The following is a 25,863-nucleotide window of genomic DNA, read 5'->3' as shown; positions in this document are numbered from 1 at the left end:
CACTGAAAAGCATTTATCGACGATAAGCACTGCCCCGGCACTATGCGGCGCCGGGGCAGTGCTTACCTCAAGAGACGGACTCACTTACCTCCCGTATATGCAATATTCGGCATAGAAGGAGCGTCCATGCCCACACCGATATAGAAGCCCGGGTGGGGCGGCTGGTTGTAGGCGATATTCTCGCGGGCAACCGAGAGCCGGTACACAGGATCGTGCATCAGGGTGCGGAGCCGGACGTCGGTATCGGACGTGGTGGTGTAGATCCGGAGCTCCGTGCTGTCCGCGGAACGCCAGGCAATTTCTTCCCGCCAGTCACCCAGCAGATCGGCCTGGATGGCAGGGTTGCCCTTGGTGCTGTTGTTGGTCAGCGCGCCGGTGGCCGTCAGCAGGCGATCGCTGTTTTGGGTGTTCCAGTTCCACTTGCTGATGCTCGGGGTGCCGCTGTTGCTTGCGACGTCCCAGTCGTGGTCCACGATTTCCCGGAGCAGATCGCCGTCCCACCACGCCAGGAAGTTTGCTGCCGGGATGTTGGTGGAGAGCAGCTCACCCTTGGCTGAGCGAAGTTCGCCTACCGGGGAGTTCCACGCAGCGTCGCCCCCAACGGCCCACCCTTCAGCGCCCAGGTAACGCGGGTCGATATCTCCGGAGGCTCCACGGCCGGTATCCCTGGCCGCCGGAATGCTCCAGAGCACTTCACCTGTGGCGGAGTCGCGGAAGGTGGCTCCAAGGTTCCCGCTGGATGCCATGTCTTCGTGGACTGCAAAGGTTTCCAGGCCCGGACGGGATGGATCCAGGTCGCTGGTGTGGATGGCATCTCCATGGCCCAGGCCCGTGGTGTAGAGCGGCTGGCCATTGTCATCGATGGTCATGGAGCCGAAGATGAACTCGTCCTTGCCATCGGCATCCACATCAGCCACGGACAGGTTGTGGTTGCCCATACTCCGGTACTGATCGCCGGAAACGTTGGAGTCGAACACCCAGCGCTTCACGATTTTGCCGCCCACCAGGTCGTAGGTGGCCAGGACTGCGCGGGTGTAGTAACCGCGGCTGAACATCATGGACGGGTGCTCGCCGTCGAGGTAGGCGACGGCGCCCAGGAAGCGGTCCACGCGGTTGCCGTACGTGTCACCCCAGGCGCCCACGTCACCGCGCGGCGGGTCATACGCCACGGTGTCCATGATGGTGCCCGTCTGCCCATGGAAGACCGTCAGGAATTCCGGACCGGTAAGGACGTAACCGCTGCTGTTCCGGTGATCTGCGTTGGCATTGCCGATCACGGTACCAGCAGCGTCCCGGGTCCCGTCGGCGGTCTTCATGGCCACTTCAGCCTTGCCGTCGCCGTCGAAGTCGTAGGCCAGGAGTTGGGTGTAGTGCGCGCCGGCACGGATGTTCTGGCCGAGGTTGATGCGCCAGAGCTTGGTGCCACCCATGGTGTAGGCGTCCACGTAAACGGTGCCCGTGTACCCGGCCTGCGAGTTGTCCTTGGAGTTGGACGGAGACCACATTTGGATGATCTCGTACCGGCCGTCACCGTCAAGGTCGGCAACTGTGGCGTCACCGGCCGAGTAGCTGTAGGGCTGCCCGTCCTTGGTGTAATCGTCGGCTGGCTTATCCAGTTTGATGGCCAGGTAGTCCTGCGCCAGGGGGCTGAATTCCTTGGTCTCCTTTTCGCCGCTGTTTCCACCGCCGGCTACTTTGATCACGTACTTGGAGGCCGCGGTTCCGGTGGTGTCCAGGTAACTGGTGCTGTTGGTGACGGGTGAGGACGTGATCTTCTTGCCGTCACGGAAAACGTCGAAGCCGATCTTGTCTTCATCGAGGCCGAGCATGCGCCAGCCGATCCGGATGCCCTCCGCCGTGGGTATCGCGACAGGTGCCCGGTCCAGCTTCTCCATCTGGCGGTCCAGAACCACCACGTCGTCGGTGCCGACGGTTTCAGACGGAGCCGATTCCCCGCCGGCGTTCAGGGCCGTCACCCGGTAGTAGTACTTGATGGTGGTCAGGACGGTGGTGTCGGTGAACTTCTTGTCGTCGGCTTTACCTACGTAGGTGAATGCCCCGTCAGCTGCCGTCGAGCGATAGACGAGGTACGCCGTCGAGCCCTTAACCTCGCCCCACTGAAGCGAAACGCTGGTCTTTTCCACCTTCTTGGTTTTCAGCTTTCCAGGTGCTGCGGGCGCTGCGGTTGCGGGGTCGATCAGCGGCACGTCCAAGGTGTTGGACGGGACGGACTCCAGGCCTGTGCGGTCTACGGCAGTGACGTAGTACTTATAGGGCAGGCCTGCCGTGGCGGTGGCGTCCGAATATGCCGGTTCGGCAATGTTCTCCGCAATCAGCTGTGCGGATGTCTCGAAGGGTGCCTGGCGGAAGACGCGGTAGCTGGCGGCGTCGCCAACAGCATCCCAGGAAAGTCCGACGACGGGCGGCTGGGCGGCTGCGTCAACGGACGTGGTTTTGAGGTTAGTGGGGCCAACCAGCAGCGGGGTTACTTCGAGCCCGTTGAGGCGCTGGCCGGAACCACTGATGCTCAGGTTGAGTTGACCGTCGGTTACCAGGACCTCGTTGATGACCTTGGTGGCGGACGCGGCTTTGCCGGAGGTGACGGTGCCGAAGCCCTTGCCTTCCACGGCGACGTCAGTCCGCGTGGAGCCGATCCAGTCGCTGTGGTACGTCTTCAGGGCGTACGTGCCGTTGGGGACGTCCAGCTGAAATTCGAAGCTGGCGCCGCTGAGGACGAAGTCCCGGAGCAGGTTGGTGGTGGTTGCGCCGCGGTCGCGATCGCTGAGGACCGTGATGTCCTTGAAGCCATAACCGCGCTCGGCAGAGTACGCCATGGTGCGGTTGACCTCGGTGTAACCGGCCTCCACCGGCGCGCCGACTGGTCCGAAGTCGAACTTGTACGTGGCCTGCTTGGTGGTCAAGGCCAACGCATCGCTGTACTCGGACAGGCCTTTGCCGTTCATTGCTGCCACGCGGACGGTGTAGGCGGTGCCTTCGGCGAGGCCGTTCAGGTTGGTGGTGGGAATGGTGGAGGTGGTGGCCAGCTTGTAGGCGCTGTCCGGTTCAGTGGACAGTTTGCGGTAGATCTTGTAAATGTCCGCTCCCTCTACCTGCTGCCATTTGAGCAGGGCGCCGGCGTTGGAGACGCTGCCGGCAACCAGGCCTTGCGGCTTGGCAGGAACGTTCGACGGCGGCGTGACCTCCTGGACGCGCGACGCCAGCGGAACGTTGAGCTGCTTCATGCCGCCGGCGAGCAGGCGGGCAATCTGGATGGCGCCGTATTCCTGGAAGTGGGTGTCGTCAGCGGTGCCGCTCGGACGCCCTGGGTACACACCGGCGTCGACATGGAGGAAGACCGACTTGGCTTCTTCCGGTCCGATTTGGTCGTAGTAGCCGCGGCTGAGGGCGGACAGATCCACCAGTGCCACGTTCTCTTCTGCCGCGAGTTCCTTCATCTTGTCCACGTACTCCGGGAAGCTGACGCGGAACTTGCCGGTGGCGGCGTCGAAGTCCCGGCGCCCCACTGGGGTCACCAGGATGGGGGTGGCGCCACGTTGGCGGGCACCGTTGACGTAAGTGCGCAGGTATTCCTTGTAGTCTGCCGGGGACGCGTAGCGGTCGTCGACGCCGATGGTTGCGTCATTGTGGCCGAACTGGACCATGAGGTAATCGCCGGGGTTGATGACGCGGAGGATCTCGTCAAGGCGGCCCTGGCTGATGAAGTTCTTGGAGCTACGGCCGCCGATCGCGTGGTTGTATACGGGGACTTTGTCGTCCAGGTAGCGGTCGATCATTTGGCCCCACCCCGCCTGGGGTGCGTAGCCGGGGTCGTACGTCTGCACGGTGGAGTCGCCGGCCAAGTAAACACCCGGGTCCGTTGTTGCCGTGCGGGGAGCGCGGGCTGCGATGACCAGCGAGTTGATCTTGGCGGCGGTTCCGGTGATGTCCAGATTGAGTTGACCGTCCACCAAGGAGATGGGGAATTCCATTTCCAGGAACTGGCCGGCCGGCTTGTCGGTGGCCTGCACTTTGGCCATTTTCTCGGCCGTGATGGCGATGTTGGTGGCTTCCGTTGCGTCGCCGGCGATGAGCTTCACGGTGTAGTCGCCATTGGGAAGGTCCACTTGAAAGGAGCTGCCCTGAGCTTGGACGAAGTCGCTGCGCAGGGAGTCCGTGGTGCCCCTGTCAGTCCCGGAGGTGACGGCGGTGTCCGTGAAACCGAACTTCGCGGTGGGGCTATAGGCGCTGCCTGCGTTCACTTGCGTGTATCCGTCGGCCACGGCGCCGGGGCCAAAGTCGAACTTGAACCCGCTTCCGGCTGGGGGGAGCGGCGTTTGGGCATGCGCTGCAGGGAGCCCTGTAAAGGCGAGGGCAGCCGAGGCGACGGCGGCAGTTAGGGCGGTTGCGCCTGTTCTGACCGCGCGTTGAGGGGGGTGTTTCACCGAACATCTCCTTTGATGACGCGTGGGGGTGAGTACCGGCCACACTGTCGGACTTTGTATCGTTTCATCAACCCGGGAGGCGCATCCATGGTGGTGTGGCGGAGGGAGGCCGCCGGCTGAGGGATGAGAGTGGAGCAGCTGGAAAACGCTTGCCCGGTGGGACATGTTTACCAGTGTTTGAAATCACGAGTCAAGGAATTGACGGTAGTATTTGTTGTTTTGTGTTCATTGTCGTGAAGTGTGACAGCGTCACCCCAGCATCGATTTGCGACACAAATGAGAATCAATATCATTAACTCATGCCTCATCACCCCATTTTCATGTCCCCTGTCCTGGCCCCGCGCAACCGCCGCCTCCGCGCCCTGCCGATCGCCGCCGTCGGACTTTCTGCTCTGTTGCTGGCGTCCTGCGCCACTCCCGGCGGCTCGGTGGGCAACGCGGTCGATGCAACGCCCTCGGCCGCCTCAACTCCCAGTGCGAAGGAGGCTGGCGCCCCAACCCCTCGTCTCGTTTACACCCACGACGCCGGCATTTCGGTTCTGGATGCAACTTCACTTGAGCCCGTGGGAAGTGCGGAAATGTCCGGTTTCAACCGGTTGAATCCGGCCGGTGACGGCAGGCACGTTTTCGTATCCACCGGCGATGCCTTCCGGCTCTTCGACGCGGGTGCCTGGACCGAACCGCACGGCGATCACAGCCACCACTACACAGCGGAGCCCAAGCTGACTGAGTTGGCGTTTGCGGCGGACAAGGCCGGCCACGTGGTGCTGCACGGAGGTAAGACCGTGCTGTTCAACGACGGCTCCGGCAAGGTGGAGAGCTTCGAGACCTCTGCTCTGGCCGCTGCCGCGGAGGACGGAAAACTGCCTTCGACCGACGTCTACACCACGCCCGAGGCGCATCACGGCGTGGCCGTGGAACTTGAAGATGGCAAGCTGCTGGTGACCTTGGGCAACGAGGAGAGTCGCTCCGGAATTGCGGTGCTCTCTGCGGGAAAGGGACAGGAACGCACTGAAATTGCGCGTAATGAGGACTGCCCCGGCGTTCACGGTGAAGCTGTTGCCGCGGGTGAAGCCGTGGTGGTGGGCTGCGAAAACGGGATGTTGATTTACAAGGATGGTGCCATCACCAAGGTGGCCAGTCCGGATTCGTATGGGCGACTCGGAAACCAGGCAGGCTCGGAAAAGTCCCCAGTGATCCTGGGCGACTACAAGGTAGACAAGTCAGCCAAGCCGGAGCGGCCAACCCGGATCTCGCTGGTCAACACCCAAACCGCCGCGATGCAGTTGGTGGACATCGGCACCAGCTACTCCTTCCGTTCGCTGGGCCGCGGACCGGCTGGCGAGGCGCTGGTACTCGGCACTGACGGTGGATTGCGGGTGATCGATCCGATCTCCGGAGCGATCACCTCCACCATCCCGGTGGTGGGCGCGTGGGAGGAGTCCGCAACCTGGCAGGACCCGCGTCCCACTCTCTTCGTTCAAGGCTCGACGGCGTTCGTCACCGAACCAGCCACCAGCACCATCCACGCGGTGGACCTGAAGACCGGCAAGGTGAAGAAGTCTGCTCAGCTGGAGCATGTGCCGAACGAGCTGACGGGCGTCAAGGGCTAGAAACCCTCTCTCACATCCCACTGCTTAAACGCCGACGGTCTCTCACTTTCCTGAAGGAAGTGAGAGAGCGCCGGTGTTTTGGGGCTGTTATGTGAGAGAGCGTCGGTGGGGGGTGGGGTGTCGGGTGGTGGGGTGGCTAGGCCAGGACGCGGAGCTTGGAGCCGGAGCGGCCAAAGAGAGCGGCGTCGGCGGAGATCCTGCCGGCACCTGCCAGAGCGAGGGCCAAGGCAGCGCCCGCGAAGAGCAGAACCAGTTCGTATCCGCCGTTACCAACAAAGACGCCGGCCGGGGCGTGCACCAGGAACAGTGCTCCGAGCATGTTGACGGCCAGGAGCGCGGCGAACACGCGGGTCAGGAAGCCAATGATCAGCGCGATGCCGCCCACCAGCTCAAGGGTTGCCACGACTGGGGCTACTGCGGAAGCGCCCGGCACACCCATCTGGGCGAACGATGCCTGTGTGCCGGCGATGGTGAATTCGTTGAACTTCTGCCAACCGTGCGCGGCGAAGAGAAATCCTGCAATGACGCGCAGGATGGTCAGGGCTGTGGTGGTCAAGCTGGTCTTGTTCATACCGTCAACCCTTCCGAAAAAAGGTTGAAGTGTCAACTAATTGAGGCTTTTTATGACCAAAGCCTCAGCTGCCCGGCGTGAGCCCCCGCCTCTGGCGCGGTTTCGCCTGAAGCCACGGCTGCAGCAGCCGGGTGGTGATCGGTAGGAAGATGTACGTCATCAGCGGCGTGAGGATCACGATGTTAAGGAGCACCGCGAACACCAGCGGCCAATCCTGCGTCAAGGGGTGCAGCAGGAAATTGGCCAACAGGCTGAGCGGGAAAAACGGCAGAAAGATGCTGATGGCCTGCTTCCAACGCGGAGGAACCACAGTTTCGGGCACAACCACGGAGACGTCGCCGGGACGAGAGAACCAGCCCTCAATCCCCGTGTGCCGCTCCACGCGGGTGGTCTCCATCATGTCCCTGGCGCTGTCGATCCACCAGCGGCGTTCCTCGGAGTCCTCCCACCCCTGCAACGAATCGGCATCGGCGAAACGGTAGAGCATGTGCCATTCCGTGGAATCCACCCCATTGCGCACCCAGCCTGACCCCAAGTATCCCGGCCACTCGCGGGCAAGTTCCTGGCCGGCGTGGGCCCACGCGTTGGCTTGGCGGGTGTAGCCCGGAAGGATAGTGCGGGCGACGGAAACGGTAACGGGATGCTCGTGTGACACGGCCCAAATGTACCCGGCCAGCGGCGGACTAGGCTTGTTTAGTGCCTCAAACCACAACCGCTCCCACCCGCTCCAACGCCCGCGAGATCCTGCGCCTGGCCGTCCCCGCCTTCGGTGCGCTCATTGCCGAGCCGCTGTTCCTGCTGGCTGACTCCGCCATAGTGGGGCACCTGGGCGTCGACCAGCTGGCAGGTGTCGGCCTCGCATCTACCATCCTGCACACCGCCGTAGGGCTCATGGTCTTCCTGGCGTATTCAACGACGCCGGCGGTGGCCCGGGCGATCGGCGACGGCAAATTGGGGAAGGCATTGGCAGCAGGGCGCGACGGCGTGTGGCTGGCACTGCTGCTGGGGCTGGCGCTCGCCGTGGCTGGTTTTGTTGCGGCCGAGCCGCTGGTTGGCTCCATGGGAGCCACTGGAGAGGTTCGCCAGTTCGCCGTCGATTACCTGCGATGGTCCATGCCTGGCCTGGCCGCGATGCTCCTCATCTTCGCCGGTACCGGCGTGCTCCGTGGATTGCAGGACACCCGGACGCCGCTGGTGGTGGCTACCGCAGGCTTCGCCGTGAACATCGTCCTCAACGTGTTCTTCGTGTACGGACTGAATATGTCCGTGGCTGGCTCCGCGATCGGCACGAGCATCGCACAATGGGCCATGGCCGCCGTCTACTTGGTGATGGTCAGCCGGAACGCGCGGCAACACGGGGTGTCCCTTAAGCCCAACTGGCATGGCATCCGGGCCATGACCAAAGTGGGTTCGTGGCTCATGCTGCGTACGCTGAGTCTCCGCCTGGCCATCCTCGCAACTGTCCTGGTGGTGACTGCCCAGGGCGCAGTGAACCTGGCGGCACACCAGTTGGCCATGACCATTTTCTCCTTCCTCGCCTTTGCCCTGGACGCCCTGGCGATCGCCGCACAGGCCCTTATCGGCAAGGAACTGGGCGCCCGGAACGCCCAACGCGTCCGTGAACTCACCCGCACCATGATCCGCTGGGGCCTCGGGTTCGGTGTGATCACCGGCGCACTCCTGGCCATCGCGGCTCCGTGGGCCGGATACCTCTTCACGTCCGACGCCGGCGTTCGCTCCGCCCTCACCGTTGCACTGTGGGTCCTCGCGGTGGGACAACCGCTGGCAGGTTACGTCTTCGTCCTTGACGGAGTGCTCATCGGTGCTGGCGACGCGCGCTATTTGGCGATTGCCGGCGTCGTTAATCTGGTGGTCTATTTGCCGTTGCTGGTGGCGATTCACCAGATAAAGCCCGACGGCGAGGCGGGGCTCCTTTGGTTGTGGGCCGCGTTTGCGCTGGGCTACATGCTGGCCCGCGGCGTGACTTTGGGGCTGCGCGCGCGGACCGATCGGTGGATGGTGCTGGGTTCGCACTAAACTGGACGGGTGACTCTCCCTGCGACTCCTGCCCAGACTCCATCTGCCACCGAGGCCGGACTCTGGAAACCCGTGCTCATCCGCGCGACGGTTGCCCTGGTGTTCGGCGCAGTGACCATCTTCTGGGCTGCTCCATCGGTGCACGTCCTGGCCTGGGCCGTGGGGCTGTATTTGTTGGCGACCGCAGCGGCAGTGTGGATGTCCCGCGCTTTGCCCGTTGCCGTTCCGTTGGTGGTTGCGCTGGGAGGTGTTGGCGCTTTGGTCACACAATCTGACGCGGGCGTTGCGCTGTCGGCCATGCTGGCGCTGCTGGTGCTGGGACTCCTGGAGTTCGTCCATGGCCTCCGGAAGCGGGATGCGTTGGCGCGCGACTGGGTTGTGTCCGGTGTCATTGCTATGGGTACTGCGGTGCTGCTCCCGTTCTTCACGTCACTGGGCGCCCATGCGCTGTTGGGCGTAGCTGGCGGCGGGGCCATCATTTCCGGTGTGCTGTGGATTCTCTCCGGGTTGACGCTGCGGCACGAAGCCAAGACCGCTGCGGGCGGTTCGGCCCGGGCTGCTGCTCCCGGCGCTTCGCCCGAGGCCGTAAACTAGTAGCTGGACGTTCTACTCGTTGTAGAACTTTTGCTGACCGGCGGGGACTAACCGCCATCATTGGAGGAATGACCGTGGCAGACCAGACGCAGGGAGAACCGCGCAAGATGCGGACCTCGGTCAAGGGACCCCTCATGTTCTCCGCATTCTTTGCAGTGCTGGCCTTCGTTGCCGTGCTGATCTTCGCGTCCGGCGGCAGCGCAAAGGCCCCGCGGTTCGACCTCGCCTTCACAGGCGCAGGCATCGCGTTCATCGTGAGCCTCGTCGTGGCAGCCATGCTCTCCATGAGCCACAAAGAGAACGCCGACCACCTCGGCAAGGGTTCCGGCGTCAACCTCAGCTCCAAGCGTCCCGGCCACGGCGGCGCGGCTGCTCCGGGCGACGGGCCTGAAACGCCCGACGCCGGCCGCTAACCTTCCGCCGCTTCCTCACCACGGGTGGGCCGCGCCTTACGGGGCTGGGTGACCACCACTATGAGCACCGCTGTGCCGACGAGTGCCAGTGCCCACCAAGGGAATCCCGGGTCCATAGCTTGACTGGGAAGTGCGTGGGCGGATCCGGCGGCTGGGGCGTCAACGCGCTCGCCACGCACCAGGAGTCTGTGGCTGTTGACCCCTGTGGGCGTGCATGTCACCAGAGTGACGTAATCCTTGTCCTGGACTTTGCGGAGATCGTCCGTTTCCTCCGGCAGTACGGTCTTGATCTGATCGACCTTGTAATAGAACGATTCGCCAAGCACCGTTACGGAGAAGACATCGCCTTGGCGTACTTGGTCCAGGTCATCGAAGAGCGTCGCGTTAACGAAGCCTGAGTGGGCAGTCAGCACGCTGTGGGTCCCCGTTCCGCCAACCGGCAGGCCGGAACCGAAAAGATGCCCGGCACCTTTGGACAGCGTTTCATCATCGGTGCCGTGAAAGATGGGCAGGTCCGAGTGGATGGAGGGGATGCTGATGCGTCCCATCATTCCGCCGGGTCCGACGTCGAGTATTTTTTTGTAAGCGTCCGAGCCGGCCCCGACGACGGTTTTCTCGCCTCGGTTGTTCAACGAGTACGGGTCGCGAAGCGGCCCGGATGGCAGCTCCTTGTTGAACTGCCGGGCCTCGTCCAGAAGTGTTTTTTGGGCCGACGGAGAGAGATTCTCCACGGTGTCCACATAGCCACTGATCTCTGTGGCATGAACCCGGTCGGAGAACCATGCGGCGGCGGTGGGGTACAGCATCACTCCAACGCCCAGGATGGCGACGACGACGATGATGATGCGTTGGACGCTCCATCCGGCGCGGATGTTTCGCTGGGGCCGCAGCTTGGAGTCTTGGTGCTTTGACATGAGAGTCCTGGGGGATTTGTGCTCTGGGGGAGCAAAGCGGGGAAGAGCGCGTGTTCGGCGATCTTCCCCGCTTTGGTGTTCAGGTTGCGAACCCTTGCAGGTTGGCGGTGACTAGCTGTTGGTGCTGCGGCGTGAACGGACCAACAGGAGTCCGGCGCCGGTTACCAGGAGTGCGCCTGCTGCGTACAACAGGCCGGTTCCCACACCACCGGTGAGCGGCAATTCGAAGCCACCGTTGGAGGGGATGTTCTTGACCTCCAGGTCAACACCCACCGTGGTGCTGGCCGAGTTGATCAGGAAGGAGATCGGCTCTGCGAGCAGCTCGTAGCCTTCCGGAGCGGTGGTTTCCACCAGGTAGTACGTGCGGTAATCGGCGGAGCCGGGCAGTACTGCAGCGCCGTTCGCCCAGTCGGAGTAGCGCAGGCCGGAGATGGTGAGGGTGCCATCGGCAGCAACGGTGAAGGTGCTCTGACCGTTGATGACAATAGCGTTGGTTCCGGCCAGGGCATCAGCCTGGTTGGTGTAGACGGAGAAGGAAGCGCCGGCAAGGGCAGCGCCGTTCTCGTTGGTCTTCAGGAGCGTCATCTCGCCCCACTTGGTGACAACCGGGGGAGTGATGATGGGGCCGCCGGGCTGGCCGGGAACGGTGGTGAAGCTGCCCAGGTTCGGGTAAACCATGGCGTCGTTCTCGATTTCGCCGATGGTGTTGACGGCGGTGTTTACAACAACCTGTACCTTGGTGTCGTTGTTGGCAGCCAGCACTGCGAGGCCTGCGGGGGTGAAGACGATGGAGACCGTGTTGGTGGCAGCATCGAAGGCAACCGTGTAGTGGGTGCCTTCGGTGATGACCGTGCCATCAACTAGTGTGGCGCTGGCATCAAGGTAGGTCAGCTTGTCGTCCAGCTGGTCCACGATCTTGTAGCCGTCAATGACTGCTTCGTTCGGGATGTCACCGGTGATGGTGAAGTCGATCTGATCGCCGAGCTTGACGTCGGGAGCATCCGTGACGGTCTTCTCTGCACCCGTGATGGAGTTCTTGGGGTACACATGGACGTTGTAGAGCCAGTTGTCCTTGTTATCCGGGTCAGTCAACGGCACTGAAACCAGGAACGGAGCTGACGGGGTCACGCCGGCCGGGTAGTTGGTTTCCGTTACCAGGTACAGGCCGACGGGGAGGTTGCCGAACGCTGCGGTGCCCGCGGCGTCGGTGACCTGGGCAGTGCCGGATCCCAGAGTGAACCCTGCACCTGTTATGGATCCTGCGGGATCGGCGGGGGAGAAGACGCTGCTCAGGTTGTGGGCAGCGTCCCAGCCGGCATTCGTGGACAGGTCGATGGCGTTGACCTGCTGAATGGTGAATTCGATGCCGGCCAAAGCGGTCAGTCCCGTGGTGTCCACGGCCGTGCCATTGTTGGGCAGTCCGGTGGGGGTGTCCGGGCGTTCGAACTTGTGGACCGTGATGGAACCGATCTGGTCCGCGTCCACCAGCGGGGCTGCCGAGGCCGGGGCGGCGGAGAAGGACATTGCCAGTACCGCACCGGCAATGGTGGTGGCGGCGGCCTTCCAAAGGCGCCGGGAGCTTTGATTACTCACTTTTTCCTCTTTCATGGGTGATGATGCGATGCTCGGGAGCGAACATTTTCTGGGGTTGGACCTGCCGCTTTTGCTGCAGGCGGGGAATGACGTTTTATGGGTGGTTTCGGGTGCGTCGTCCATTGCCTGACGCGAGGACCATGGCAATGAGAAGCAATGACGTTCCAGCGGCTGCAAACGGCCACCAGCCGATGCCGCCGGATTCAGGCATCTTCAGCGCAGGGACGTCGCGGACGGTGACCAGGAAGATACCGTTTCCATCGGCGTCGCTCGTTGTCACGACTCCGCCGCCGCTTCCTTGGCCGATGGTCACGGCACCGTTGGCGGCAACGGTGAATTGCACGGCTTCGGCCAGCAGGTTGAAGCCATCCGGAGCTGTGGTCTCTTCGAGCCAGTACACGCCCGGCTGAATGCCCTCGAGTTGGAACTGTCCGGTCTGGGACGGAACGGGAGCCACGGTGAAGCTGGTGTTGACTGCGCCCGGCGCTCCGGCTGCGTCATTGTGGATGGCCCAAGTGGATCCCGCCATGGGAACCCATTCGTCGTCGGACGATTCGCCGAGTTTTTCGATGAGGATCTTGGCCGGTGTCAGGTGGGTGGTAGAGCATTCCGGTGCCAGCGGTGTGGTGCTGGTTGCGCAGCGGACGGGTGTGACGCTGCCGGCGCCAGTGGCGACGTTGACCAGTTGAGCACTCCAAGCGTCCGCCTTGACGGTGACTTTGTAGCTGAGCACTGCGGTTTGTCCGGCCGGAAGAGTGAACTGCTGGGTAGTCAGCGTGGTGGACGGTGCCACGGGATTCGCGACGGCGACCGGCGCTGCGGAGCCGATGGTGAGGACTGCGGATCCGGGGACGAACGTGGCCTGATCCAGGACGTCTGCGAGGTTGTCCGTGAGGACGACGTTATTGATCTGGCCGCGGTTGCTAGTGGCGGTAACGGTGTACGTGATGGTGTCGCCGGGTTTCACCCATTGGCCGTTTGACGGCTGGGTGCCCACTGAGGCCGACTTGGCGATGGTCCATTGGGGCTCCACGGGCGTATTTACCGTTGCGGAACATCCAACCCCGGGCAAGGGCGGGCAGGCAGGATCGACGGTGGGAACCATGGTGGTTGATCCGGGAACCGGAACGGGCCCACCGCCTGGCATGTTGGGAACAGCTGTTTGGGCTGGAGGCGTGACTTTGGCCGTGTTGGTAATGATTCCGGTGGTGCCCGGTGCCACCGTGCCCTTGATGGTGTACGTCAGGGTTCCGCCCACGTTGATTCTTACGGTGCCGGAAATGCTGCCGGTGCCGGTGGGAGCGTTACAGGCGGTGGGTCCGGCCGGGGGCAGATTTGAGGTTCCCGCAACCGTAACCGCACAGGTCCAGGTTGCACCTGTGATGGATGAGGGCAGGGGGTCGGTGAATACGGCGTTGACAGCATCGCTGGGTCCGTTGTTGTGGACCACAACTGTGTACGTGATCGGCTGGCCCGGGACGTAAGCGGCAATGTTGGCACTCTTGGTGATGGACAGGTCCACCACCGGACGGACGGTCAAAGGCGCCGTTCCGGGAGAGTAAAGCCCCGTGATGGTGGGGAAGTTGTTGGTGCAGTTGGGAATGGCCGTGCCGTCGTTGGCCAAGCACCCTGAGTTGTTGTAAATACCGGGGGTGTTGCTGGTGACGGTTACCGTGATGGTGCACGAGGCACTGCCCTGCGCGAGGTTCCCGGTGACGTCCACCGTACGGCCTGAGACAGTGCCCGCTGTACGGACGCATGTGCCACCGAGTGGGCCGACCGCAGTAAGGCCAGTGGGCAGGGTGTCAACGAAGTGCCAGCCATTCTTGGCCATCAGGTCGCTGGTGTTGGTGACGGTGTAGGTCAAGGTGGTGTTCTGACCCTGGAAGATGCTGGTGGGGCTGAATGCCTTATCCAGCTGTGGCGTAACGTCAACCAGCTGGGGAAGGTCGAATCCGACGTCGTTGCCGGTGCCGGTGGCCTGCAAATTCCTTACCCGGATACCCAGCGTAGGGGTGGTGCCGGTCAGCGGGACCTGGATAGCTCCCGACTGGAGCTTTGCCACGCTGTAATCGGTATTGCCGTAATTGAAGACTTGCCGGCTGGGATCAGCGCAGGGGTCCAGGTTTGAACCGACCACCGTTGCTACGCCATTAATGAGGATGGAGAATTCCTGGCGGGCGTGGTTGGAGAAGCAGTTGGTTTCCCCGAAGATGCCCGAAATCGCGTAGTAATGGCCAGCGATGGTGGGAATCGTGTTCTTGGTGGTTTGGAGCTGAAGCCCCGCCGGTTGGACTCCGTTGGAAGTGTTGGTGTACTCGCTGAGGATCTGGTTTTGAGCGGCCTGAGCGTCGGTCATACCCTGGTATTTGCCCATGACATAGGCCATGTCGCGAAGAAAATTGATGGCATTGTTGCGGTCGCATTGATCGTTGTTGGTGATGACGCCGCCGTTGGCCGGCAACGGAGTGCTCTGCCGTACGATCCAGCCGTTGCAGGCGCCGTAACCGGGAAGCCAGGCTGCATCTGCCGTGTACTGCTCGTTCTGTGCAGCCGCGCCGCCCGTGTATGAAGTCAATGGGATGGGAGCAGTGGCAGCGCTGATGTTGGAGAAGTCTTCGCTGTAGACCAAGGTGCCAGGCTGGGTGACTCCGGGGGAGCCGGGCAGTGCGCTCACGGGCGTGGGAGCGTTGACTACTCCATAAGCTGACATTCCTACTACTACGAGAAGAACGCTCGCAATGAGCGCGAGCAGAGTCCGGCCCTTGCCTTCACCCCGCCCGTCTTGATCGTGGGCACGTTTGTGCTCAAACTTCTGCCGCATGGAGTCCCTTTTCCTAATGCCATGGCCAATCAACCCTCTGGAGGGCCGCCCCTTTATTTCTTACTGAGGAGTAAGTACGGCATGACGGAAAATCATGATGCGGAAATGAATGTGACCCTGGTCACATTTGAAAAAAGGGATGCGAAAGTACCATTGCCGCGCAATAGCGGGGTCAATAGCCGGACTGTCACGTCCAGCGCTGCGGCTGGGAAGTGGCGCCCACTCCCATGAAAAGCCGGGTGCAATCATCAGGTGGATGACCGTATAGACGCGCGGCCGCAGTTATGCCGGCGTCACACGCCCTCGGCGGCTTTTCTTGCCCGGTATGCCGCGACGTGGGCGCGGTTGGCGCAGTTGCCGGTGTCGCAGTAGAGCTTGGAGCGGTTGCGGCTGAGATCCAGGACGACGGCATCGCAGTCCTCCGCAGCGCATACGCGCATGCGATCCATTTCCTTGCTTCGGACGACGTCGATGATGGCCATGGCAGCTTCGGTGCCCATCCGATCTGCCAGCGGCGCTTCCGGGGTTGTGGCGTGGAGGTGCCAGTCCCAGTGGTCATGTTTGACGAGCTGGGGGAGTGCTTTTGCGTCGGCGAGCAGCTTGTTGACGGACTTTGCCGCCGTGTCCTCATCGGCGCTCCACAGGGCTGCCAGTTCGCGACGCAAGTGCTTGATGCTATCCAACTCCGCCGGCGTATGGACCCGCGAGCCTGTGAACTCTTCGGCGTCCAGGAAGGCGTTGAGGTCCTGCACGGTGACCAGCGCTTCCTCTCCGTTGGCGGCGGTGTTGATGAGATTAACGACGCTACGGAGGGCTACCTCGGTGTCAGGCGCAAAAAGCACTTTGACTCCTTACATGTTTCGGGAGTACTGTCATGACCATAAGCCCACTTTACTCCTGACAGGAGGCTGCTGTGTCAGCTCCAACGACGAAGGCTGATGCAAAGAGTTTCCTGGCATCAGGACTCGGCATCGCACTCTTTTCCTCGGCTGTTTTCGGCACGTCCGGCTCGTTTGCCAAATCAATGCTGGAAACCGGCTGGTCACCCGGCGCCGCAGTTGCCGTGCGCCTCACCGGTGCCGCGCTCATCCTGGTGATTCCCGCCGTCGTGGTTCTACGTGGCCGTTGGCACCAACTCAAGGACAACTGGCTGACCATCCTGCTGTTCGGTCTCATCGGCGTAGCAGGTTGCCAGCTCTTCTACTTCAACGCCGTTGCCCGCCTCTCCGTAGGCGTAGCCCTGCTGCTTGAGTACCTGGCCCCGGTGATGATTGTGCTGTGGCTCTGGATTGCCAGCCGACGCCGGCCCCGCGCGCTCACCGCAGCCGGCGCGCTGTTGTCCCTGGGCGGCCTGGTTCTGGTGCTTGATCTGACAGGTGCCGTGAAGGTGGACTTGGTTGGCGTTCTGTGGGGCATGGCCGCAGCCGTGTGCCTGGTCATCTACTTCTTCATCACCGCGAAAGAGAACGACACCCTCCCGCCACTGGTGCTCGCTTCAGGGGGCCTCCTCGTGGGAGCGCTGGTGATGTGGCTCGTAGGCCTGGTGGGCTTGCTGCCCATGACGTTCAGCACCGCCGACACAACGCTGGGGCCGTGGACCACCCCCTGGTGGGTTTCCGCCGTGGGGCTCATCATTCTGGCCACGGTACTCGCGTACGTTACCGGCATCATGGCTGCCCGCAGCCTGGGGTCCAAGGTGGCCTCGTTCGTGTCCCTGACCGAGGTGCTTTTTGCCGTGATCTGGGCCTGGCTGCTTTTGGGCGAACTCCCGGGGACGATCCAGCTGCTGGGAGGGCTCCTCATTGTGGGTGGTGTGGTCCTGGTTCGCGTCGATGAGCTGCGTGGAGATCGGCGGGCAGCTCAGGAAGTAGCCCGGGTCCTGGATCACCCGAACGATGTTGAACCGGTCCCCTCCGTGAACGTCACCGGGAAATAGGCTTTAACAAGAGAATGCCCGGACGCTGTGCGTCCGGGCATTCTTCCCAACTGTCTTAGTTGGAGGCCTGCTGCTGCTGCTCAGCGTTCTTCTGAGCGCGATCGCCGGCTTCGCGAAGTGCGTCGGCAACCTTCTTCAGGTTCGAAGCGTGCTGGCTGTCCCACTCGCCGCGGAACTTGTCAGCGTCCGGGCCCTTCCAGTCGGTGCCGTCAAGTGCGCCCTTGAGCTGTGAACGCTGCTGCTCGATGTTCTCAGCACCGGCCTTCAGCTTGTTACCGAGCTGACGAAGCTGATCAACATCTGCACCCCAAATAGCCATGAGATTCTCCTTCATTTTTCGGACCCGAGCTCTTCGGCATCCCCAGCGGCCTCCGGCTCATCCGGAAGATCCAATAACTAAAACCTATCCCGGGAATGCAAAAACCGTCGATGGGCACCCCTCCCCATGTAGCACTGCCCATAGTTAGCATGGGGTTATGTGCCGCAATATCAGGACCCTGCATAACTTCGAACCGCACGCCACGAGCGCCGAAGTGGAGGCCGCTGCCCTGCAATACGTGCGCAAAATCAGCGGATCCACCAAGCCCTCCAAGGCCAACGAGGAAGCCTTCGCGGAGGCCGTCCACGAGATCGCGCATATTACGCAGCATCTCCTTGACTCCCTGGTGAGCCATGCGCCGGCGAAGAATCGCGACGAGGAAGCCGCCAAGGCGAAGGCCCGGGCCGCCGTCCGGTTTGGGGCTGCCTAGCCGCAGTTCGCGCCGCAAGGCAGTGGTGGGTGACCAGACGTTCCTGAACACCCACAACTGCCCAGTTGGTTGGGTCTACTTCCCGAACGAGCGCAGCCTTAGCGAGTTGGCAACCACCAGCACAGAGCTGGCCGCCATTGCCGCGCCGGCGATCATCGGATTCAGGAATCCAAGTGCTGCCACCGGGATGCCAATCGCGTTGTAGAAGAATGCCCAGAACAAGTTGGTCTTGATGGTGGACAGGGTCTTGCGCGATAGTTCAATCGCCTGCACCAGCTGACCAAGATCACTGCCCATGACCGTCAAGTCCGAGGCTTCGATGGCAACATCGGTCCCCGATCCCATTGCTATACCAAGGTCCGATTGGGCCAGGGCTGCGGCATCGTTCACGCCGTCACCGGCCATGGCAACAGTGGCCCCGGAAGCCTGCAGCTTCCGAACCGCCTCAACTTTGCCCTCCGGAAGTACGCCGGCGAAGACATCTTCCGGTGAAATTCCGACGGCGGCAGCCACTTGGGCGGCCACTGCGGCATTGTCGCCGGTCAGCAGGATGGGACGGATTCCAAGGTCCTTCAACTTCCGGATTGCTGCTGCAGAGCCGGGTTTGATGGTGTCGCTCAGGCTCACGATCCCTGCAGCCTCACCGTTCACAGCTACCCAGATGGCTGTGGCGCCACCGTTTTCCTCTGCCGCCAGGGCCTCGCGTTGGCTTGAATCGAGCGGAATGCCGTTCTCCTCCAACCAGCCGGAACGTCCGACAACTACGGTCTTGGAGACTCCGTCAAGTGAGACGGTGCCCCTCACACCGCCGCCCGGAGCGGAACTGAAGCCTTCGACACCAGGGAGGGTCCCGGCGTCGGGCATCGCATCCTCGGCGGCGGCCGCAATGGCGTGCGCGATCGGATGCTCGGAGGCCGATTCGACAGCCCCAGCCAGGGTTAGAACGGTTGCCGGGGCGTAGCCGTTCAGGCCAACCGTGTGGTCCACGGCGAGCTTCCCGCTGGTGACAGTACCCGTCTTGTCCAGCAAGATGGTGTCCACGTGGCGGGTGTCCTCAAGAACCTGTGGGCCCTTGATGAGGATGCCCAGTTGAGCTCCGCGTCCCGTCCCCGTCAGCAGCCCCACCGGAGTTGCCAGGCCCAGGGCACAGGGGCACGCGATCACCAGAACCGCAACGGCTGCGGTGAATGCTGCGTTGAGGTCGCCCGAGAAGAACAGCCATACAAGGAACGTGATCAGGGCGATGATCAGCACAATTGGAACGAAGACAGAGCTGATCCTGTCAGCGAGCCGTGCAATGGGCGCCTTTCCTGTCTGCGCTTGGCTGACCAGCCGGCCCATCTGAGCGAGGGTCGTGTCCGATCCCACGCGGGTGGCGCGGACCAAGAGCCGACCGGAAGTGTTGATGGTAGCGCCCGTCACCAGGCTGCCCGGCCCAACCTCCACCGGCACCGATTCCCCGGTAACCAGTGAGGCGTCGACGGCGGACGCGCCGTCCGTGACCACGCCATCCGTGGCGATCTTCTCACCAGGGCGGACGACGATGACGTCCCCCACAAGGAGTTGATCCGCCGGGATCTTCTCCTCAACGCCGTCCACAAGGATGGTTGCGTCCTTGGCGCCAAGGTTCAGCAGCGCTTTGAGCGCGTTACCGGCCTTGGCCTTGGCGTTCGCTTCAAGGTAGCGGCCCAGAAGCAGGAAAGTTGTGACTACGGCAGCCACCTCAAAGTAGAGGCCTCCGCCGGACATGCTTTCCATGCCGGGGTGTTCCGTCATGCGGGGATCGGCGAACAGTTGCCACGCCGAGTAAAGGTACGCGGCAATCACACCGATGGAGACGAGGGTATCCATGGTGGAAGCGAAATGCCGGGCATTGACGGCCGCCGCCCGGTGGAAAGGCCAGGCAGCCCAGCTCACCACAGGCAAGGCGAGTACTGCGGCAACCCATCCCCAGTTGGCGAACTGGAGGGCGGGAATCATGGAGATCGCGAAGACCGGCACAGTCAGAATGGCGGCGGCGATCAAGCGTGGGCGGAGCGTGGAGGCGGCGGGGCCGTGAGCCATGTGGTTCTCGTGATCCATATGCGCGGCTCCGCTGGCGCCATGCTCTGCATGCTCGATGAGCGCGGCAATGCCGGTGCCATGCTCTGCATGCTCGGTCGTGCCTCCCTTAGACGCATGCTGCCGCATCCCTCCGGCGTCGCCGCCATGGTCGCGTTCAGGTCCGGCAGGCTCAAGCACATCATCGCCGTGTTCGTGGGTGTGATGAGGGGGAGTGTGTCCGGGGATTTCTCGGGTGTTTGGAGCTGGGGTGTGGCGGATGGTGGCTTTGTAACCCGTCGCGTTGACGGTGTCCACGATTTGCTGGTCTGTCACGGTTGCCGGGACTGTGACGTGGGCTGATTCGAGGGGCAGGTTGACGCTGGCCTCCACACCCTCGAGTTTGCCCAGTTTTCGTTCCACTCGATTGACGCACGAGGCGCAGGTCATGCCCTCGATGTCCAGTTCGATGACCCTTTGTGCGGGTTGGTTGAAAGTCTCCTGGCTACTCAAGAGGACTCCTAAGCTTCGTTGGCTACCACCAGGTAGCCGGCTTCTGCCACGGCCTCGCCGATTTCGGACGGCGAAAGCTCCTTGGTTGATGTGATGGTCACGGTTGACAGGCCGCCGGGATTTAGGTCCACTGCAACGTTTTCGACACCGTTGAGTGACTCGAGTTCTTCGCTCACGCTGGAGACGCAGTGACCGCACGTCATGCCGGAAACGTTGACGTTGGTGTAAATGCTCTGGCTCATGGGGGTCTCCTTGGTGATGAGTTGAATAGTGTGGTGCTTAGTGGCTGAATTACCGCAGCAGGCGCCCGATGGCATCGGTGGCCTCCTTCACTTTGGCGTCGATCTGTTCGGCGCGGGTTTCGGGGTTGGGCTCGGAGGCGGCCCCCACGACGCAGTGGCCGATGTGCTCCTCAACGAGCCCCAGGCTGACGGCGTGAAGGGCCTTGGTGGCGGCGGCTATCTGGGTCAGGATGTCGATGCAGTATTTGTCATCCTCCACCATGCGCGCAATCCCGCGGACCTGGCCCTCAATCCGTTTCAGGCGTTTGAGGTAGGCGTCCTTATTGCTGGTGTACCCGTGGGGAGCGGCGTGCTCCAGGTCCACCTCGATGATGGGTGCATTGGGGTGGCTCATGCTCAGGTCTGGCGTGCTCATGCCTTGAAACTATACCCATAGGGGGTATGGTGTCAAGTACCCCCTGGGGGTATTGCCTTGGAAATATCAGCCACTCCGCCGCCGAGCCGCGACGATTAGTAGGACTAGGACAAATCCCCGACAGCCGGGGGAGCGGTGGCCCAGGCGATGGTCACCATCATTTCCGCGTTCGCCCAGCTTGAACGAGACCAGCTTTCCGAGCGCACCAAGGCTGGCATGGCGGCTGCAGCTGCTAACGGACGCAAAGCAGGACGCCGGGAAATCACGACAGACCACGAGAAGGTCAAGAGAGCACATGAACTGAAAGCCCGGGGCCTCAAGCCATCGGACATCGGAAAGGTCATCGGAGCCAGCCGCGCCACCGTCTACCGATACCTCGGCACGGGCTCCTAAGACCGCAGCGAACTGTCCCGGAAGTTGTCTTTGTGACTGCTGTCCACGGCAGATGATTTGGAACAACATCTGGGACGGAAATATTACGCGAAGGCCGACTGCTGGTCGTGAGTTTTAGAAGTCCTCTGCACGAATGATCAAAGTGCTGTGCACAGGCCTCCTTCCGTCCGGCGGGATGCTTCACCGGACCGCCGTGAGGCTCGGCTCCTATGGGCCGAAGCGGACCACAACTTTGCCACGGCAGTCGCTAGTGGGTCAGTAGGAGTTTGCGGATGCAGCCACGTAGATCTGTGAGCAGTTCGTTATCGGGATTGCTGCGGGCGAGAGCTGCCAAGCCGCGGCAGGCCAGACCTGCGTCGGTGAGTTCACCGCTGACCAGAAAATCCATGAGTTCCGAGATGGGAAGAAGGCGGACCTCTCCGGATTCAGACTCGTCCCAGGCCGCGTCAAATCTTTCCGATGCGTTGGCGGCTATTACAAGATGTTTGCGTCGTGACGAGTTCGCAGCCCACCACTCTGAGCCAGCGTAGAAGGTTGATTCTGAGTGGTAGCCGGTTTCTTCTCGTAACTCTCGAAGAGCTGCATCCGCGGGTTGCTCGTCGGCGTTGAGGTATCCGCCGGGGAGTTCCAGTAGTGCTTTCTCGGGCCCCACACGGAACTGTTCGAAAAGGACGACGTGACTTGCTGCAGGAGTGAAGGCAAGGGTCGCCGCAGAGTCGCGACTGGCAATGACATCCCAGTCTTCCAAGTGTCGATGACAGACACAGTTCTCCTTCTCTGTGGAGGACCAATCCAAGTACCAGCCCACGATAAGCGGCCTCAACACGTCGCTGACACTTCCGGCCCGACAGTGTCCCGTAGCGTGATTTCTAGCGAGCGGGAAGGCGCGAGTACATGTACATGTCCTTGCGCTGGCCGCCAATCTCCAGCCAGCTCCTCATCGTCCCTTCCCGTACGAACCCGCTGCGCTCGGCTGCGCGCCAGGAGCCCTCATTCCAAGGCTCGACGTAGAGTTCCAATCGATGAATCCCGGGTTGCGCAAGACCCCAGGCGGCGAGGGCACCTAAAGCAGAGGAAGCAGCTCCATTCCCCCGATGACTTGGCGCCACCCAATAGCCAATGCTCGCCCGGCCTTGGCTGAGGTTCTTCAGCCACAGCCCGATTTGGCCAACCGCCTGATCAGAGGAGGCATCAGCAATAGCGAAGGAGTACCCGGTGCCATCAACTAAGCGTTGGTGCTGTCTTTCGATGAAGGCCAGAGCTGACTGGCGTGAACCGCTGGCGGGAACTGTCGTGATGGCAGGAATGAGTGGATCGCTCGAGGCTTCCTGGATCACAGGAACATCGGCTGCCGTAAATGAGCGGAGCCTGTAAGGGGGCGTAACGAGTACAGGCTGCTCCAGGGGATTCATTCTAAGACTCTACGCGGAGCCCCCCCGGGCAGCGGGCGAGATTCCGAGGCTGCGATCGTCCCGCTCCCAAGGAAGTGGGTCGATCGCGGGCGAACTGCGTCGGCGTGTAGCAGAACACGGGCCCGAGCTCATTGAACCAGCTTAGTGGGGAACCGGCATGGTCAGGACGACCTCGTTGCAGCCAGGGCCTACGTACTCAGGGCATCGCCGGAGGGTCGATGTCAGCTCGTGCGGCCCGGACAATATCCTGGGCGTCGGTGATGTCGGACGGCTCCGGAGCAGGTGCGAACAGGGCCACGGGTGGCTTCGCTGCACTGCAGTCCTGTTGGGGAAGTGTCACCACGCTGCTGATCCGCAGTTGCCCTGCCTCGAGGTGTTCCATTCGGAACATCACGCCGGTGGCATTCAGTTCATCCGGCACGTCGCCTGTTTCGGACGCCCAACGCACCACGCAACCGCGGACCTCGGCAGTGCCGGCAGTCGGGCCCGGTTTGACCTCCATGGGGAGGAAGGGATCGGGCCCTGGGCGGATGTCCGGGCGTCGTTTCTGCTCAACATCGTTCAAGGGGTGCCTGGAAAGGCGAATTCGGAGATCCAGGCCTGTGGTCTCCACCAGTTGGGGCAACGTGAAATCAGTAAAATTCTGTGCGACGGCCTGAGCCTCGAGTGACTTGCGGGCTGCCATGACCCAGGGATCGGCTTCTATGGCCGCGTTGGGCGCAGTTCCTTGCCATTCGACTGCCGGATAAGGGGGCGTGGGCTTGTTTTCGTCGCGGCACGCAGCGAGCCCGCCAGTGACGGTGACCAGCAGCAGCGAGGTAGCAACGGCATTCAAATACCGCGCCCGGGATGTCCTTGCGTCGCTCATGATCAACCCCTTTTTGCGCGTTTTCGCCTATCGAATCTACCACGGGCCCTCAGGGTGAGGACCAGCTCGACGGCGGGTGGCAGCCCGCGGGGGTGGAACGCCGGCCCGGACCGTAATCGGTCCGGGCCGACGGCTCGGTGTCAGCGGGGTCAGTGCCCTTCCGCTGGGGTGTGGACCACGCAGATGGTGCCGGCCGGAACGTGTGCGGTTCCGCTGACATCCTCTCCGGAGAGCAGGTTTAGTCCGCTCGCCGTGTACTCGGCGTCGGCGTCGGTGTGGTTGATGAGGAAGGTGAAGGTGCCTTCTTCTGAATGGCGCGAAGCTACCTCCAATCCGGCGGGCGGTTGAACTCCGGGCTCAATTCCTGCAGCATTCACGGCGTCAAGTACGACGTCAGCGAGGTGGCCGCCGTCGAGCTTTGTGGAGATGTACCAGGCGGTGCCGCTGCCGAACGTGTTGCGCGTGATGGCGGGGCCGGAGGCCGCCGGGCCGCTGGTGTAACGGCTGAGTACGCTGGCGGTGCTGGCGTGGATTTCTTCGGACCACACCGTTCCGGTGGCGCCGCTGCCCAGAGTGACGATCTCGTGCTCACGCAGAGGCAGGAATTCGTGAATCTCCAGGCCGAGAACATCACGGAGCCCACCCGGGGAGGCGCCGGCCGGGACGGTGTCGTTGGCGTTCACGATTCCGGAGAAATAGGACACCATCAGGTGCCCGCCGTCGCGAACGTAGCGGCTGATGTTCGCAGCCGCCTCGTCACCCACCAGGTAAAGCGCCGGGGCGAGAACCAGGTCATAGCCGGAGAGGTCCGCTTCGGGGTGGGCAAAGTCCACGCTGATGCCGCGGTTCCACAGGACGGAGTAAAACGACTCGATCCGCTCGCGGTGATCAAGGTCGCTGGTGGGCCGCCATTCCAAATCCTGAGCCCAGAAGGATTCCACGTCCCAGAGGATGGCCACCCGCGAATCCACGGTGGAGCCCTTCACGGGGGCGAGTTTCCTGAGGTCGTCGCCCAGATCAAGGACCTCCCGCCAGATCCGGGTGCCGGTACCGGCATGCGGGAGCATGGCGGAGTGGAACTTTTCAGCGCCATAGCGGGAGGCCCGGAACTGGAAGAACATGATGGCGTCTGCCCCGCGTGCCAGGTGGGACACGCTGTTGCGGGCCAATTCCCCGGGCCGCTTGGCAATGTTCCGGCCCTGCCAGTTCACGGCTCCGGTGGAGTGTTCCATCAGCATCCAGGGACGGTTGCCTGCCAAGGAACGGGTGAGGTCGGCATCCATGGCGAGGAGAACGTGGTTGTCTGCGCGCTGCGCAACCAGGTAGTGGTCGTTCGCAACGATGTCCACCTCCTTGGCCCAGGCCCAATAGTCGGCTGAAAGGCAGTTGGTGGCCATGAAGTTGGTGGTCACAGGGAGATCAGGCGTGTACTTCTTGATGACATCGCGCTCGGCAATGAAGCACTGCAGCATGGCGTCCGAGGTGAACCGGCGGAAGTCGAGCCGCTGTGCCTGGTTACTGACGCTGGCCGAAAGCCTGGGTGCGTCAATCTCATCCCACTCGCCGTACTTCTGCCCCCAGAAAAGGGTGCCCCAAGCCTGGTTTAGAGCGTCCAAAGTGCCATAACGGTTGCGGAGCCAGTCGCGGAACGCCAGGACGGACTGCTCGTCGTAGGACTCACTGACCGGTGCGCCGTATTCATTGTGGACGTGCCAAAGAACCAGCGCGGGGTGGGCTGCGTAGCGGCGTGCCAGTTGCTCGGTGATGTTGGTGGCAGCCCTGCGATATTCCGGGGAGCTGGGGCTGGCCATGCCACGCGATCCGTTGCCCAAGGTGACGCCCTCACGGGTCACGGGGCGCGCATGCGGGTACTTCTTCCAGAACCAGGCAGGCGGTGCCGCCGTAGGTGTTCCGAGGTCAACGCTTATGCCTGCCTGCGCGAGCAGGTCCATCAAGTCGTCCAGCCATTCGAAGTCGTATTCACCTTCGCGGGGTTCCAGCAACACCCAGGAGAAGATGCCGATGCTCACCAGGTTGATCCCGGCCTCCTGCATCAGCGCGATGTCTTCCACCCAGACCTCACGGGGCCATTGCTCGGGGTTGTAGTCCCCGCCGTAGCAAAGGCCGGCCGGTCGCTGTACCCAAGGCGCGGGTGCGCGTGGGGCGGCGGGGGCCTGCAGGACGTCTGTCATCGAATAGTCTCCTTAGAACTGTGTGCGCTCCCAGTATTATCACAGCCCTAAAGGCGCTGACTAGATGAAGTTTAGTGTTGACATAGATCACAGAGCTGTGAC

Annotated in this window: 21 protein-coding genes and 2 pseudogenes; 7 read left to right on the top strand and 16 right to left on the bottom strand. The window is 62.5% G+C overall.

Translation table 11 applies throughout. The annotated features are described in order from the left end of the window. Positions 1–80: 80 nt before the first annotated feature. Positions 81–1,907 (bottom strand): annotated as a pseudogene (locus tag ACZ5J0_RS19450) (rhamnogalacturonan lyase); the annotation flags it as partial. 672 nt (positions 1,908–2,579) lie between these two features. Continuing rightward, positions 2,580–4,607, bottom strand: a pseudogene (locus ACZ5J0_RS19445) (rhamnogalacturonan acetylesterase); the annotation flags it as partial. Between the two features lie 134 nt (positions 4,608–4,741). On the opposite strand from ACZ5J0_RS19445, the gene aztD reads away from it, so the two are divergent. Continuing rightward, entirely contained in the window at positions 4,742–6,055 is a 1,314-nt protein-coding gene (gene aztD / locus ACZ5J0_RS19440; RefSeq protein ID WP_464093843.1) for a zinc metallochaperone AztD, read from the top strand. Positions 6,056–6,191: 136 nt separating this feature from the next. On the opposite strand, the gene ACZ5J0_RS19435 is transcribed toward aztD, so the two are convergent. Further along, on the bottom strand, positions 6,192–6,626 hold the full coding sequence (locus ACZ5J0_RS19435; protein ID WP_250820877.1) for a DoxX family protein: 435 nt from the start codon (positions 6,624–6,626) through the stop codon (positions 6,192–6,194). A gap of 64 nt (positions 6,627–6,690) precedes the next feature. Continuing rightward, positions 6,691–7,281, bottom strand: coding sequence for an antibiotic biosynthesis monooxygenase (locus tag ACZ5J0_RS19430; RefSeq protein ID WP_142937386.1), 591 nt, complete (start codon positions 7,279–7,281; stop codon positions 6,691–6,693). Between the two features lie 41 nt (positions 7,282–7,322). On the opposite strand from ACZ5J0_RS19430, the gene ACZ5J0_RS19425 reads away from it, so the two are divergent. The 3 genes from ACZ5J0_RS19425 (at position 7,323) to ACZ5J0_RS19415 (ending at position 9,670) form a co-directional block, all read left to right on the top strand. Beyond that, a complete protein-coding gene (locus tag ACZ5J0_RS19425; RefSeq protein ID WP_166841941.1) occupies positions 7,323–8,663 on the top strand; it encodes an MATE family efflux transporter in 1,341 nt (446 codons plus the stop codon). A 9-nt stretch (positions 8,664–8,672) separates the two neighbouring features. Next, positions 8,673–9,257 (top strand): hypothetical protein, encoded by a 585-nt coding sequence (locus ACZ5J0_RS19420; RefSeq protein WP_464093842.1) that lies wholly within the window; start codon positions 8,673–8,675, stop codon positions 9,255–9,257. 68 nt (positions 9,258–9,325) lie between these two features. Then, a complete protein-coding gene (locus tag ACZ5J0_RS19415; protein WP_166841940.1) occupies positions 9,326–9,670 on the top strand; it encodes a hypothetical protein in 345 nt (114 codons plus the stop codon). On the opposite strand, the gene ACZ5J0_RS19410 is transcribed toward ACZ5J0_RS19415, so the two are convergent. The 4 genes from ACZ5J0_RS19410 to ACZ5J0_RS19395 form a co-directional block, all read right to left on the bottom strand. Continuing rightward, on the bottom strand, positions 9,667–10,584 hold the full coding sequence (locus tag ACZ5J0_RS19410; RefSeq protein WP_142937389.1) for a class C sortase: 918 nt from the start codon (positions 10,582–10,584) through the stop codon (positions 9,667–9,669). The genes ACZ5J0_RS19415 and ACZ5J0_RS19410 overlap by 4 nt on opposite strands. Positions 10,585–10,695: 111 nt before the next feature. Continuing rightward, positions 10,696–12,177: a SpaH/EbpB family LPXTG-anchored major pilin gene (locus ACZ5J0_RS19405; protein ID WP_464093841.1), complete on the bottom strand. Its 1,482-nt coding sequence runs from the start codon at positions 12,175–12,177 to the stop codon at positions 10,696–10,698. 94 nt (positions 12,178–12,271) lie between these two features. Further along, positions 12,272–15,001: a DUF7927 domain-containing protein gene (locus ACZ5J0_RS19400; protein WP_223941271.1), complete on the bottom strand. Its 2,730-nt coding sequence runs from the start codon at positions 14,999–15,001 to the stop codon at positions 12,272–12,274. A gap of 293 nt (positions 15,002–15,294) precedes the next feature. Then, positions 15,295–15,843 carry a CGNR zinc finger domain-containing protein gene (locus ACZ5J0_RS19395; RefSeq protein WP_142937392.1) on the bottom strand — a complete coding sequence of 183 codons (549 nt, stop codon included), beginning with the start codon at positions 15,841–15,843 and terminating at the stop codon, positions 15,295–15,297. Between the two features lie 71 nt (positions 15,844–15,914). Between ACZ5J0_RS19395 and ACZ5J0_RS19390 the strand changes: the two genes are divergently transcribed. Next, positions 15,915–16,937: an EamA family transporter gene (locus ACZ5J0_RS19390; RefSeq protein ID WP_166841937.1), complete on the top strand. Its 1,023-nt coding sequence runs from the start codon at positions 15,915–15,917 to the stop codon at positions 16,935–16,937. A gap of 55 nt (positions 16,938–16,992) precedes the next feature. Here the strand turns inward: ACZ5J0_RS19390 and ACZ5J0_RS19385 are convergent, their stop codons facing one another. Continuing rightward, complete coding sequence (locus tag ACZ5J0_RS19385) at positions 16,993–17,256, bottom strand: WXG100 family type VII secretion target (RefSeq protein ID WP_011776688.1); 264 nt, start codon at positions 17,254–17,256, stop codon at positions 16,993–16,995. 157 nt (positions 17,257–17,413) lie between these two features. On the opposite strand from ACZ5J0_RS19385, the gene ACZ5J0_RS19380 reads away from it, so the two are divergent. Next, entirely contained in the window at positions 17,414–17,686 is a 273-nt protein-coding gene (locus ACZ5J0_RS19380) for a DUF2277 domain-containing protein (RefSeq protein WP_024818746.1), read from the top strand. 75 nt (positions 17,687–17,761) lie between these two features. Here the strand turns inward: ACZ5J0_RS19380 and ACZ5J0_RS19375 are convergent, their stop codons facing one another. The 3 genes from ACZ5J0_RS19375 to ACZ5J0_RS19365 are packed head-to-tail and all read right to left on the bottom strand — an operon-like array spanning position 17,762 to position 20,896. Continuing rightward, the gene (locus tag ACZ5J0_RS19375; RefSeq protein WP_464093840.1) at positions 17,762–20,239 is read right to left on the bottom strand and encodes a heavy metal translocating P-type ATPase; all 2,478 of its coding nucleotides are present in this window, start codon (positions 20,237–20,239) and stop codon (positions 17,762–17,764) included. Between the two features lie 8 nt (positions 20,240–20,247). After that, the gene (locus tag ACZ5J0_RS19370; RefSeq protein WP_165450154.1) at positions 20,248–20,481 is read right to left on the bottom strand and encodes a heavy-metal-associated domain-containing protein; all 234 of its coding nucleotides are present in this window, start codon (positions 20,479–20,481) and stop codon (positions 20,248–20,250) included. A 49-nt stretch (positions 20,482–20,530) separates the two neighbouring features. Then, positions 20,531–20,896: a metal-sensitive transcriptional regulator gene (locus ACZ5J0_RS19365; RefSeq protein ID WP_142937396.1), complete on the bottom strand. Its 366-nt coding sequence runs from the start codon at positions 20,894–20,896 to the stop codon at positions 20,531–20,533. A 147-nt stretch (positions 20,897–21,043) separates the two neighbouring features. Between ACZ5J0_RS19365 and ACZ5J0_RS19360 the strand changes: the two genes are divergently transcribed. Next, entirely contained in the window at positions 21,044–21,289 is a 246-nt protein-coding gene (locus ACZ5J0_RS19360) for a recombinase family protein (RefSeq protein ID WP_464097209.1), read from the top strand. A gap of 247 nt (positions 21,290–21,536) precedes the next feature. On the opposite strand, the gene ACZ5J0_RS19355 is transcribed toward ACZ5J0_RS19360, so the two are convergent. From ACZ5J0_RS19355 to ACZ5J0_RS19340, 4 genes are all read right to left on the bottom strand, one after another. Then, positions 21,537–22,037: an NUDIX hydrolase gene (locus tag ACZ5J0_RS19355; protein WP_464093838.1), complete on the bottom strand. Its 501-nt coding sequence runs from the start codon at positions 22,035–22,037 to the stop codon at positions 21,537–21,539. 121 nt (positions 22,038–22,158) lie between these two features. Beyond that, positions 22,159–22,701 (bottom strand): GNAT family N-acetyltransferase, encoded by a 543-nt coding sequence (locus ACZ5J0_RS19350; RefSeq protein WP_464093837.1) that lies wholly within the window; start codon positions 22,699–22,701, stop codon positions 22,159–22,161. A 196-nt stretch (positions 22,702–22,897) separates the two neighbouring features. After that, positions 22,898–23,569, bottom strand: a complete 672-nt coding sequence (locus ACZ5J0_RS19345) for a hypothetical protein (RefSeq protein WP_464093836.1) — start codon at positions 23,567–23,569, stop codon at positions 22,898–22,900. Between the two features lie 149 nt (positions 23,570–23,718). Continuing rightward, a complete protein-coding gene (locus ACZ5J0_RS19340; protein ID WP_464093835.1) occupies positions 23,719–25,761 on the bottom strand; it encodes a beta-galactosidase in 2,043 nt (680 codons plus the stop codon). Between the last annotated feature and the right edge of the window lie 102 nt (positions 25,762–25,863).

It is taken from the genome of Arthrobacter sp. DualSoilB13, assembly GCF_055389195.1.
This window is presented reverse-complemented; position numbering and strand designations above follow the sequence as displayed.

Coding starts and splice junctions, on each gene's coding strand:
- ACZ5J0_RS19385 (WP_011776688.1), bottom strand. CDS start 17,256: ATGGCTATTTGGGGTGCAGATGTTGATCAGCTTCGTCAGCTCGGTAAC.
- ACZ5J0_RS19410 (WP_142937389.1), bottom strand. CDS start 10,584: ATGTCAAAGCACCAAGACTCCAAGCTGCGGCCCCAGCGAAACATCCGC.
- ACZ5J0_RS19340 (WP_464093835.1), bottom strand. CDS start 25,761: ATGACAGACGTCCTGCAGGCCCCCGCCGCCCCACGCGCACCCGCGCCT.
- ACZ5J0_RS19380 (WP_024818746.1), top strand. CDS start 17,414: ATGTGCCGCAATATCAGGACCCTGCATAACTTCGAACCGCACGCCACG.
- ACZ5J0_RS19415 (WP_166841940.1), top strand. CDS start 9,326: ATGACCGTGGCAGACCAGACGCAGGGAGAACCGCGCAAGATGCGGACC.
- ACZ5J0_RS19345 (WP_464093836.1), bottom strand. CDS start 23,569: ATGAGCGACGCAAGGACATCCCGGGCGCGGTATTTGAATGCCGTTGCT.
- aztD (WP_464093843.1), top strand. CDS start 4,742: ATGCCTCATCACCCCATTTTCATGTCCCCTGTCCTGGCCCCGCGCAAC.
- ACZ5J0_RS19360 (WP_464097209.1), top strand. CDS start 21,044: ATGGTCACCATCATTTCCGCGTTCGCCCAGCTTGAACGAGACCAGCTT.
- ACZ5J0_RS19350 (WP_464093837.1), bottom strand. CDS start 22,701: ATGAATCCCCTGGAGCAGCCTGTACTCGTTACGCCCCCTTACAGGCTC.
- ACZ5J0_RS19370 (WP_165450154.1), bottom strand. CDS start 20,481: ATGAGCCAGAGCATTTACACCAACGTCAACGTTTCCGGCATGACGTGC.
- ACZ5J0_RS19400 (WP_223941271.1), bottom strand. CDS start 15,001: ATGCGGCAGAAGTTTGAGCACAAACGTGCCCACGATCAAGACGGGCGG.
- ACZ5J0_RS19365 (WP_142937396.1), bottom strand. CDS start 20,896: ATGAGCACGCCAGACCTGAGCATGAGCCACCCCAATGCACCCATCATC.
- ACZ5J0_RS19435 (WP_250820877.1), bottom strand. CDS start 6,626: ATGAACAAGACCAGCTTGACCACCACAGCCCTGACCATCCTGCGCGTC.